The organism is Croceicoccus sp., assembly GCF_983967925.1.
This window is the reverse complement of the sequence record NZ_CFETID010000048.1, coordinates 1-10,692: the sequence shown is the minus strand read 5'-3', so window position 1 is coordinate 10,692 and position 10,692 is coordinate 1. Positions and strand designations below refer to the sequence as shown.

11 protein-coding genes and 1 pseudogene are annotated in these 10,692 nt (G+C 64.6%); 6 read left to right on the top strand and 6 right to left on the bottom strand.

Going from position 1 to position 10,692, the window contains the following annotated elements:
- Positions 1 to 116 (top strand): annotated as a pseudogene (locus AC4FIJ_RS15935) (electron transfer flavoprotein subunit alpha/FixB family protein); the annotation flags it as partial.
- Positions 117 to 156: 40 nt separating this feature from the next.
- Here the strand turns inward: AC4FIJ_RS15935 and AC4FIJ_RS15930 are convergent.
- A complete protein-coding gene (locus AC4FIJ_RS15930) occupies positions 157 to 792 on the bottom strand; it encodes a TetR/AcrR family transcriptional regulator (protein ID WP_490337625.1) in 636 nt (211 codons plus the stop codon).
- Between the two features lie 81 nt (positions 793 to 873).
- On the opposite strand from AC4FIJ_RS15930, the gene AC4FIJ_RS15925 reads away from it, so the two are divergent.
- Complete coding sequence (locus AC4FIJ_RS15925; RefSeq protein WP_490337624.1) at positions 874 to 2,055, top strand: acetyl-CoA C-acyltransferase; 1,182 nt, start codon at positions 874 to 876, stop codon at positions 2,053 to 2,055.
- A gap of 3 nt (positions 2,056 to 2,058) precedes the next feature.
- Here AC4FIJ_RS15925 and AC4FIJ_RS15920 read toward each other — a convergent pair whose 3' ends face one another.
- Both AC4FIJ_RS15920 and AC4FIJ_RS15915 read right to left on the bottom strand, forming a co-directional pair.
- Complete coding sequence (locus AC4FIJ_RS15920) at positions 2,059 to 2,583, bottom strand: YceD family protein (RefSeq protein WP_490337623.1); 525 nt, start codon at positions 2,581 to 2,583, stop codon at positions 2,059 to 2,061.
- Complete coding sequence (locus AC4FIJ_RS15915; RefSeq protein WP_490337622.1) at positions 2,580 to 3,092, bottom strand: ubiquinol-cytochrome C chaperone family protein; 513 nt, start codon at positions 3,090 to 3,092, stop codon at positions 2,580 to 2,582. Before AC4FIJ_RS15915 ends, AC4FIJ_RS15920 begins: the two co-directional genes overlap by 4 nt.
- A 276-nt stretch (positions 3,093 to 3,368) precedes the next feature.
- Between AC4FIJ_RS15915 and AC4FIJ_RS15910 the strand changes: the two genes are divergently transcribed.
- The 4 genes from AC4FIJ_RS15910 to AC4FIJ_RS15895 all read left to right on the top strand — a co-directional run bounded on the left by AC4FIJ_RS15910 (position 3,369) and on the right by AC4FIJ_RS15895 (position 6,022).
- A complete protein-coding gene (locus AC4FIJ_RS15910) occupies positions 3,369 to 3,833 on the top strand; it encodes an outer membrane protein assembly factor BamE (RefSeq protein ID WP_490337621.1) in 465 nt (154 codons plus the stop codon).
- Positions 3,834 to 3,913: 80 nt separating this feature from the next.
- On the top strand, positions 3,914 to 4,504 hold the full coding sequence (gene hslV / locus AC4FIJ_RS15905) for an ATP-dependent protease subunit HslV (RefSeq protein WP_490337620.1): 591 nt from the start codon (positions 3,914 to 3,916) through the stop codon (positions 4,502 to 4,504).
- A gap of 14 nt (positions 4,505 to 4,518) precedes the next feature.
- Positions 4,519 to 5,817: an ATP-dependent protease ATPase subunit HslU gene (gene hslU / locus AC4FIJ_RS15900; protein WP_490337619.1), complete on the top strand. Its 1,299-nt coding sequence runs from the start codon at positions 4,519 to 4,521 to the stop codon at positions 5,815 to 5,817.
- A 10-nt stretch (positions 5,818 to 5,827) separates the two neighbouring features.
- Positions 5,828 to 6,022: a DUF1737 domain-containing protein gene (locus AC4FIJ_RS15895; protein WP_490337618.1), complete on the top strand. Its 195-nt coding sequence runs from the start codon at positions 5,828 to 5,830 to the stop codon at positions 6,020 to 6,022.
- Positions 6,023 to 6,080: 58 nt separating this feature from the next.
- Here AC4FIJ_RS15895 and AC4FIJ_RS15890 read toward each other — a convergent pair whose 3' ends face one another.
- From AC4FIJ_RS15890 to AC4FIJ_RS15880, 3 genes are all read right to left on the bottom strand, one after another.
- Positions 6,081 to 7,574: a SulP family inorganic anion transporter gene (locus tag AC4FIJ_RS15890; RefSeq protein ID WP_490337617.1), complete on the bottom strand. Its 1,494-nt coding sequence runs from the start codon at positions 7,572 to 7,574 to the stop codon at positions 6,081 to 6,083.
- A gap of 112 nt (positions 7,575 to 7,686) precedes the next feature.
- Positions 7,687 to 9,504: an ABCB family ABC transporter ATP-binding protein/permease gene (locus tag AC4FIJ_RS15885; protein WP_490337616.1), complete on the bottom strand. Its 1,818-nt coding sequence runs from the start codon at positions 9,502 to 9,504 to the stop codon at positions 7,687 to 7,689.
- Between the two features lie 43 nt (positions 9,505 to 9,547).
- Complete coding sequence (locus AC4FIJ_RS15880; RefSeq protein WP_490337615.1) at positions 9,548 to 10,528, bottom strand: retroviral-like aspartic protease family protein; 981 nt, start codon at positions 10,526 to 10,528, stop codon at positions 9,548 to 9,550.
- Positions 10,529 to 10,692 lie beyond the last annotated feature (164 nt).

Sequence of the window (10,692 nt, the reverse complement as noted above, 5' to 3'; positions counted from 1 at the left end):
CCAAGACCATCATCGCCATCAACAAGGACGAGGACGCACCCATCTTCCAGGTCGCAGACATCGGGCTCGTTGCGGATCTATACAAGGCCGTGCCCGAGCTGACCGAGAAGCTGTGAGGTGAGGGGCGGCGCGCCATTCGCCTGGCCCCGGTTCCGATCAGGGATTGCTTGGTCGGGATCTGGGCAGGAAACCCGCGGCGAGATTGTCGACCAGTCTCCTCGCGGTTTCCTCGGGCGGATGGCCGCGGCTTTCGTCATACCATCGGGCAGGCCAGTTGAGCGCGCCCGCAAGGGTGAAGGCCAGCAGATTGGCATCCTCGCAGGCGATCGAGCCGTCGGCCTGCCCCTCGGCTATCAGGCTGCGCATCTCGGCGTGGATCTGGCGCTTGAGCCCGCGCAGCACCTCCCGGCTTTCCTCGCTCAGCGCTTCGTCGGGGGTGCGGATCACGCAGCGCCCGAAATCGCTCATATTGACCTGCGTGTAGACGATGAGAAAACTGCGCAGCCGCTCCGCCGCCACGCCCGTTTGCGCGCGCGCATGGGTCGCCGCGTCCAGCAATTGCTTCAGGCCGAAGCGCAGGCATTCCAGCAGCACGTTCTCCTTGTTGCCAAGGTAGTGATAGACCGTGGGCTTGGTAACGCCGAGCGAGGCTGCCACGTCGTCGAGCGAGCTCGCGTGAAATCCGCGCGTGTTGAACATGCGCACCGCCGCTTCCATCAGCGCCAGTTTCTTGGCCTGCCGGTCGCGGCTGCGCTGTTCGGCGGTTCTGAAGGGGGAGGGGGTTTGCGCCATGCGTGCTCCTGACCATTGCTCCATATTGTCATATACTAACAAGTAATATCTATTCTCAAGCGTAATAAGAAAGATCCCGCCATGACCGATCCGATCGTGATTGCATCCTATGCCCGTACGCCGATGGGCGGCCTGCAGGGCGCGTTTGCCGATGTGAAATCCACCCAGCTTGGCGCCGCCGCGGTCAAGGCCGCGATCGAGCGCGCCGGGATCGCGGGCAGCGACGTCGACCAGGTGATCATGGGCTGCGTGCTTCCGGCGGGGCTGGGGCAGGCGCCCGCGCGGCAGGCCGCGATCCATGCCGGGCTGGGCGAGCATGTCCCCGCAACCACCATCAACAAGATGTGCGGATCGGGGATGCAGGCCGCGATGATGGCCTATGACGCGATCGCGGGCGGCAGCGCCGACGTAGTTGTCGCGGGCGGCATGGAGAGCATGACCGGCGCGCCCTATCTGCTGCCCAAACATCGCGGCGGTGCGCGGCTTGGCCATCACACGGTCAAGGATTCGATGTTCCTCGACGGGCTGGAGGATGCCTATGAGGAAGGGACGCTGATGGGCGTGTTCGCCGACCGCGCCGCCACCGAGTACCAGTTCACGCGCGAGGCGCAGGACGATTACGCGATCCGCTCGCTGACGCTGGCCAAGAAGGCGCAGGAAACCGGCGCGTTCGAGCGCGAGATCACGCCCGTCGAGGTGAAGACCCGCAAGGACACGCAGACAGTGAGCGAGGACGAGCAGCCCGCCAAGGCCAATGTCGACAAGATCCCGGCGCTGCGTCCTGCCTTCGTGCCCGACGGCACGGTGACGGCGGCGAACAGCTCGTCGATCTCGGACGGTGCGGCGGCGCTGGTGATGTGCCGCGCCAGCACGGCCGAAAGGCTGGGCATGACGCCGGTCGCCAAGGTCGTCGGCCATGCGTCATTCGCGCATGAGCCTGCCAAGTTCACCAGCGCCCCGGTCCATGCCACACGCAATCTGATGGAGCGCATCGGCTGGACCATGGACGATGTCGATCTGTTCGAGGTGAACGAGGCTTTCGCCGTGGTCGCGCTGATCGCCGAGAAGGAGCTGGGGATCGAGCGCGACAAATTGAACGTCAATGGCGGGGCCTGCGCGCTGGGCCATCCGATCGGCGCATCGGGGGCGCGCATCATGGCGACGTTGCTGGGCGCGCTGGAAAACCGTGACCTCAAGCGCGGCATCGCCGCCATCTGCATCGGCGGCGGCGAGGCGACCGCCATCGCGCTGGAGCGGATCTGACCGCTAGTTGAGGCCGAGCCCCTTCAGCTTTGCGAAGGGGTTCTCTCTGGCCGGTTCTTCCAGCCCCACTTCCTTGCGCACCCGGTCCGCATCGGGACCGGTCGCGAAGGGGTCTATGGCGAGCGCGAGACTCTGTGCGACCGCCTCGCCAAGGTCGAAGCGGTCGCCCTCATAGGGGATCTCGTCGAGATCTGCTTCCTCAAGCTCAACTTCCTCGTCCGGGCTGTGGTCCTTGGTGGCCGGGACGAATTGGAAAGCCAGTTCCTCGTCGATGCGGGCAGGCAGATCGTCGCCCGATATGGCGCAGCTTTGCACGATATCGGCCTTCAGCGTGCCGCTTGCATCGACGGTCTCGCCATCGCGCGACAGCGTTACCGATGCCGTCAGCGCATGGATCGCCACCAGAGAGAAACGCTGGGCGAGGGCGGCGCGCTCGGCCTCGTTCGCGGTGACGTCGAAGGTGCGGCCATCGCATTGCCGCACCGCCACCCAGCGCGTAAGTTCGGACGCATCGGGCATGCCGCTCATCGCTCGATATCCCCTTCCAGCAGGCGGTCCATCGGGGTTCCGGCCAGATCCGCCCACAGGCCGCGCAGGCGTCTGGCAGCCGCGGCAGGTCCGGCCGCTTCCAGCAGGGTGACATTGCGGCGCACCGCATCCTCCAGCACGGCGGGATCGCCGCTATCCAAGCCTTCGCGATAGGCGGTGATGCGCCCGCCCAGCGCGGCCACCAGCTTGCCCATGTGCTTGCCGACCATCAGGTCGCCCACGCCTTCCTCGCGCAGCTGGCCGTCCATATCGGTGATGAACATCTCGGTCAGCTGGACGCCGTGGCGGGGATTGTTCGATTCCTGCAGCCGCATCAGCGTCAGCGCCGTGACCGCGCTCACCATGTCGAAGCGGCCTTCGATCGTGTCGGCGACACCGGCATCGCGGTACCATTCCTGTTCGCGCGCGATGGCGACGACCCGGTGCCACAAGGCATGGATGCCGCTGGGTTCGACAGGCTTGAACAGGCGGGAGAACAGGGATTTCAACGCGGGATGCTCCTGCCCCGACAAGGCTTTTCAAATGGGCCGTTCATCGGGGATTAAATCGAAAATGGGCAGGCCCTGCGGCGAAAGCCGGGCCGCCCGAAGGCCATCCATTGCGGTGATTAAGCTACGGACGAACTTGTGCGGCTTCGGCTCTGCCTCTAAGGGCTTGCCACAAGCGATATAGTAGGAACGCACGCCAAGCGGAAGACCGCCGTGCCAAGGTTGAGACAGATAAGGCGGATCATGCAATCCACGCGCCCATACCGATTTTCCCGAATGGCCACGGTCGCCGTGCTGTCGCTGGCCGCGATGGCGGCGGGGGGCTGCACCTCGATCCGTGACCACCGTGGTTATCTGTTCGACGCGGCGCTGTCCGACGCGATCCAGCCCGGCATCGACAATCGGCAGTCGGTCGAAGGCACGCTTGGTCAGCCCAGCTTTGCCAGCCAATATGGCGATCCGGTCTATTACTATGTCTCGTCGACCACCGAACAGCGCGTGTTCGGCATCCCGCAGACCGAGGAGCACCGCGTGCTGAAGGTCGCTTTCGACCAGAGCGGCACGGTGACCAGCGTCACCAACGGCGGGATGGAAGACGTCCGAAAGATCCGGCCCGATGGCGACGAGACCGAGACGATGGGCCGCGACCGCAGCTTTATCGAGGATCTGTTCGGCAATATCGGCACGGTCGGCGGCGTCGGCGCGGGCGGGGCTGGCGGCCCCGGTCCCAACGGCAGCTGATCGGCGCGGCCCGGTGCTGCGCGTCGCAGCCGGGCCCCCGCAGTCTTGAACCGGTTTGCGCGCGACCCATATCGCGCGGCATGCACGGATATTCACAACATAGCGCGTCAGCCCACGGCCTGACGCCCTGGCATGGCACTACCATCATCGGCGTGAAACGCGGCGACCGCACCGTGATCGCGGGCGACGGACAGGTGTCGATGGGCAATACGGTGATGAAGCCCAATGCGCGCAAGGTGCGCCGCCTGGGCGAGGGCGGTCCCGAGAAGGGCAAGGTCATCGCCGGTTTCGCAGGCGCCACCGCCGATGCCTTCACCCTGTTCGAACGGCTGGAGCGCAAACTGGAGCAATATCGCGGCCAGCTGATGCGCGCCGCGGTGGAATTGGCCAAGGACTGGCGTACCGACAAATATCTGCGCAATCTGGAAGCGCTGATGATCGTGGCGGACAAGGACGTGCTGCTGGTCATCACGGGCAATGGCGACGTGCTGGAGCCCGAGGGCGGGATCGCTGCGATCGGTTCGGGCGGCAATTACGCGCTGTCCGCCGCCAAGGCGCTGGCCGATTACGAGGACGACCCTGAGAAGATCGCGCGCAAGGCGATGAAGGTCGCCGCCGATATCTGCGTCTTCACCAATGACAATGTGACGGTCGAAACCGTCACCCCCTGATTCAAGAGCAAAACATGAAAAACCTGACCCCCAAGGCCATCGTGGCGGCGCTCGACGAACATATCGTCGGGCAAAAGGATGCGAAGCGCGCCGTTGCGGTTGCGCTGCGCAATCGCTGGCGCCGTCAGCGGCTCTCGCCCGAATTGCGCGACGAGGTGACGCCCAAGAACATCCTGATGATCGGCCCCACCGGCTGCGGCAAGACCGAGATCAGCCGCCGCCTTGCCAAGCTGGCCGATGCGCCCTTCGTCAAGATCGAGGCGACCAAGTTCACCGAGGTCGGCTATGTCGGCCGCGATGTCGAACAGATCGCCCGCGACTTGGCCGAGGAAGCGATCCGTCTTGAAAAGGACCGCCGCCGCGAAGCCGTGCGCGAAGCCGCGAGCGAGGCGGCGATGAAGCGCCTGCTCGACGCCCTGGTCGGCGACAGCGCCAGCGAGGCCACGCGCGAGAGCTTTCGCCTGCGCATCATCGACGACACGATGAACGACAAGGAAGTCGAGATCGAGGTCGAGGACCAGCCGAACATGAACATGGAGCTGCCCGGCATGGGCGGCAATATCGGCATGATCAACCTGTCCGACATGATGGGCAAGGCGTTCGGCGGGCAGAAGATGAAGCGCCGCAAGCTGACCGTGGCGCAGGCGTGGGACAAGCTGGTCGACGAGGAATCGGAAAAGCGCATGGATCAGGACGACGTCGCCCGCGTCGCGCTGGCCAATGCAGAGGCGAACGGCATCGTGTTCCTGGACGAGATCGACAAGATCGCCGTGTCCGACCAGCGCGGCGGCACCGTCAGCCGCGAGGGCGTACAGCGTGACCTGTTGCCGCTGATCGAGGGGACGACCGTCGCCACCAAGTACGGGCCGATGAAGACCGACCATATCCTGTTCATCGCATCGGGCGCGTTCCATGTGTCCAAGCCGTCGGACATGCTGCCCGAACTGCAGGGCCGCCTGCCGATCCGCGTCGAACTGCGCGCGCTGACCGAAGAGGATTTCGTGCGCATCCTGTCCGAGACGCGCGCCAATCTGGTCGACCAGTACCGCGCCCTGATCGGGACCGAGGACGTGACGCTGGACTTCACGCGCGACGCCATCGACGAGATCGCCGCCACCGCCGCGCAGGTGAACGAAAGCGTCGAGAATATCGGCGCCCGCCGCCTGCAGACCGTGATGGAAAAGCTGCTGGAGGAAGTCAGCTTTGACGCAGAGGAACGCACCGGCACCACCGTCACCGTCGACCGGGCCTATGTGAAGGACCGGTTGAGCGAACTGGCGGGCGACAGCGATCTGTCGAAATATATCCTGTAAGGACCAAGCGATGCCCGAAACCAGCCCACCCGATGGCCGCCTGCCCTATCGCTGCCTGACCGGCTTTGACGACCAGGCCTTTTGCGAACGCGTGTCCAGGGCGCTGGAGGAAGGCTGGACGCTGCATGGCTCGCCCGCGCTGACCTTTGACGGGGAGCGGGTGAGGGTCGCGCAGGCGGTGGTCTGGCCGGGATATTCGGGCTGATACGAAAAAGGCGCCGCCCTGACCGGGACGGCGCCTTTTTCTTGCAGCATGCGGACCGTCAGGGGTGAGGGGCCAGCCCGATCTCCACCCCGGTCTTGTCGGTCAGCGCGAACTTGTCGACCAGATCGGCGCTGGCACGGTTGAGGCCCACGACCTGCACGCTGCGCCCGTTGCGGCGCATCCGTTCGACCACCTTGTCGAGCGCGCCCACCGCGGAGATGTCCCAGAAATGCGCCGCGGTGACGTCGATCAGCACGTGGTCGGCGGGATCGGGCTGCTCGCTTTCCGGGCCCAGTGCGGCCTGGAACCGGTCGACGCTGGCGAAGAAGATCTGGCCGGTCACCGTATAGGTCGCGGTCTGGTCGGCGCGGGTGCGGACGATGCTGAACATGCCCATCACCTTTTGCGCGAAGAAGATGCCCGACAGGATCACGCCGATCAGCACGCCCAGCGCGAGGTTGTGCGTCGCGACCACCATGACGACGGTCGCCAGCATCACCACGCTGGACTGCCACGGATGACGGCGCAGATTGGGGATCGAATTCCAGCTGAACGTGCCGATCGACACCATGATCATCACCGCGACGAGCGCGGGCATCGGCACTTGTCCGACCCATGGCCCCAGCACCGACAGCAGGATCAGCAGCACTGCGCCCGCCGCAAAGGTCGATAGCCGGCCGCGTCCGCCGCTGGTGACGTTGATCACCGACTGCCCGATCATCGCACAGCCACCCATGCCGCCCAGCAGCGCCGCGACGATATTGGCGCTTCCCTGACCTGCGCATTCGCGGCGCTTATTGGAATCGGTATGCGTCATGTCGTCGACGATCTGCGCGGTGAGCAGCGATTCCAGCAGGCCCACGGCGGCCATGGTCAGCGAATAGGGCGCGATGATCGCCAGCGTTTCCCAGTTCAGCGGCACGTCGGGCCAGACGAAATAGGGCAGGCCTTCGGGCAGTTCGCCCATGTCTGCCACGGTGATGACCGGGGCATTCATGGCGATCGACACCACCGAAAGCACGATGATCGCGACAAGCGGCGATGGGACGGCGGTGGTCACCTTGGGAAACAGGTAGATGATGGCCAGCGCGGCGGCGACCATCGCATAGGTCTCCCACGTCACGCCCGTCAGCTGCGGCAGCTGCGCCATGAAGATCAGGATCGCCAGCGCGTTGACAAAGCCGGTGATGACCGAGCGCGACACGAATTGCATCAGCAGGTCGAGCCGCAGCAGGGCCGCGATGCCCTGAATGATGCCCATGAGAATGGTGGCCGCGAACAGATATTCGACGCCGTGATCGCGGACCAGCGGAACGACCACCACCGCGACCGCCGCGGTCGCGGCCGAGATCATGCCGGGACGCCCGCCGGTAAAGGCGATCACCATGGCGATGGCGACCGACGCATAAAGGCCGACGCGCGGATCGACGCCCGCGATAATGGAAAAGCCGATCGCCTCGGGGATAAGCGCGAGCGCGACGACGATGCCCGCAAGGATATCGGCGCGCGGATTGGAAAGCCAGTCGCGGCGAAGCGTCGCGGTGTCGATCATGGTCGGTTCCCGGGTCATGTGCGGAGCAGGACGGCGCAAAGGGTGCGTCGGTTCGGCGCGCATGTGCAGCAAGCGCGGCGCGATGACAAGGCCAGCCGTGCCGCCGGGGCCGTCAGACGGTTTCGGGCTGGACCGGACTTTCGCTTGCCTGCCGTTGCCACATTTCGGCGTAAAGACCGTCATGGGCCAGCAATTCGGCATGGCTGCCGCTTTCGACCAGGCGTCCGTGGTCGACCACCAGTATGCGGTCGGCATCCACCACGGTCGACAGCCGGTGCGCGATGGTCAGCGTCGTGCGGTCGCGCGCGACGGCGCGGATGGTCTGCATGATCTCCTGCTCGGTCCGCGTGTCGAGCGCGCTGGTCGCCTCGTCGAACAGGATGATGGGCGGATTCTTGAGCAGCGTGCGCGCGATGGCGACGCGCTGCTTTTCGCCGCCCGACAGTTTCAGCCCGCGTTCGCCCACCTCGGTTTCATAGCCGTCGGGCAGGCGTTCGATGAAATCGGCGATGGCGGCGCCGCGTGCGGCCGCCTCGATCTCGCTGCGGGTCGCACCTTCGCGGCCATAGGCGATGTTGTAGCCGATGGTGTCGTTGAACAGCACGCTGTCCTGCGGAACGATGCCGATCTGCGATCGCAGCGATTCCTGCGTGACGCTTTTCAGATCCTTGCCCGACACGAGGATGCGGCCGTCCGTCGGATCGTAGAAGCGGAACAACAGCCGCGCGATGGTGGACTTGCCTGCGCCCGAGGGGCCGACGATCGCGATCCGCTCGCCGGCTTCGACCTTGAACGACAGGGATTTCAGGATCTCGCGCTCAGGCTCGTATCCGAAGCGAACGTGATCGAAGCGCAGCGTTGGCTGCCGCATCACCAGCGCCGGGGCGCCGGGCGCGTCGGCAACCTCGACCGGCGTGTCGACGAGCGCGAACATCTCGGCCATGTCGATCAGGCCCTGCCGCACCGTGCGATAGACCATGCCGAGCAGGTCGAGCGGACGGAAAAGCTGCGTCAGATAGGTGTTCACCAGCACCAGGTCGCCGGTCGACAGCCGCCCCTGGCTCCAGCCCCAGACGGTATAGCCCATCGCGCCCGCCATCAGCGCATTGGTGATGAAGCCCTGCACGATATTGAGTAGGCCGAGCGAATTCTCGCTCTTCACCGCGGCATCGGCATAGGCGCGCGCGGAGCGGGCGTAGCGCTGCTCCTCGCGGTGCTCGGCACCGAAATATTTGACCGTCTCGTAATTCAGCAGCGAATCCACCGCCCGGCTGAGCGCCTGCCCGTCGAGCGAGTTCATCTGCATGCGCAGCTTGGTGCGCCATTCGGTGATCCAGCGCGTCGCCAGAATATAGGCCACGACCGCCACCGCGGTCGCGATCACCAGCGTCCAGCCGAAATTGACATAGAAAATCACGCCCACCGCGATCAGTTCGATCACCGTCGGCGCGATGTTGAAAAGCAGGAAATAGAGCATGGTGTCGATGCTCTTGGTGCCGCGTTCGATGGTCTTGGTCACCTCGCCGGTGCGGCGCGAGAGATGGAACCGCAGCGACAGCCGGTGGAGCTGTCCGAACACGTCCTGCGCCAAGGTGAAGGTCGCGTCCTGCCCCACGCGCTCGAACGCGATATTGCGGAAATTGTTGAACGCGACCGATGCGAAACGGCCCAGCGCATAGGCCATGACAAAGGCCAGCGCGACCATTGCGGCCTGGTTCGCCGGGGTCGTCATTTGGTCGATGGCGCGCTTGTAGGCAAAGGGCAGCAGCAGGGTTGTCGCCTTGGCCGCCAGAACCATCGTCATGGCGACGACGATCCTTATGCGCAGCGCGCGGTGATCCTTCGGCCAGAGATAGGGCAGGAAACGCTTGAGCGTTCGCCAGTCGGCCTGTCGGCCAATCTGGTCGGATCGGGCATGATCTGGCGGCATCGGCGCCTATTTAGGAAGCGGGGGGCCAATCGCCAATGGCGCCCTATTGCGCGAGATCGAAAGCCACCTCGCGGCGGGAGAAGTCCACCGACATGCGCGAGAAGGCCCTGAGGTGATTCATGCCGAGCAGCATCGCCGGCTCATCGTCAAGGCCCAGCTCGGCAAAGGCGGGCGAATCGCTGATCAGAAGGAACGACTTGTTGAGCCTGAGCGAATCGAACTGGATATTCCTGATCACGACGATATCCGTGCTCAGCTCGGCACCTGTCACGTCCATGATCCCGGCAAAGCCGAAGGTCGCATCCTCGCGCAGCCTGTCGCGCAGGGCCGTGTTGCCGATCGAGTAATTGCTGCCGGTGTCGATGATCATCTGCACCTTCACCCCGTCGATCCGGGCATTCGAAATTACCATGCGATCCTGCTTGCGCTTGGCGCGGACCACGATCTCGTATGAGGCGCCCGGACGGAGGCGAACGGAATCGGCTATCGAGATGCTGTCGTTGGCAAAGTCGAAGATCACCCGGTGGCCGCGCAGCGTATCTATTCCCAATATGCCGGCAGCGCCCAGGTGATTTCCGTCGAGCAGTACCGCAGGCAGATCCTCGATGGTCTTGCGACCGACGCTGAGTGTCGAGAGCCGGGTCGTGCCGACACCCTTGGTGGCGACCGACCCGATCAGCGTGGCCGTACCCGACGTCAATATGCCGAGGCTCTGGGCCAGCTGGTTGCTGATGACCGTTGTTTCCGATCCCGTGTCTACCAGAAACGCGTGCGGGCCATCGCCATCGATAGTGACGGGTACCGTCATTCGGTCATGGTGGTACCGGGCAGAGACATCATCGGTTTGATCGTCTTTTTCGAAGATGTCCGATGTGCTGGCGGGCAGAGCCGACGCGTCGGCCAGGGTTTTCTCTGCGGCTGTTATGGCCTGCGCCTGCGCGTACGGGCCGGTGCAGGGCATCATTGCCAGCGCGGCAGCAAGGGGCAGCGCGGCAACAGAGGGCAGGGCGGCGGCATTCTTCAAAGACATGACATCTCTCCCGCAGGAGAGCTTACGCCTATTTGAGCTAGGGCACAAAGCAGCATTATCCGGCGAAAGCATGCCCGGTTCGCGATCGGCCCGGGGCCGATCTGGCCCATCGCCATTTTTCTGAAACTTTTTTGAAAAGATGTGTTGACCGACTCAGA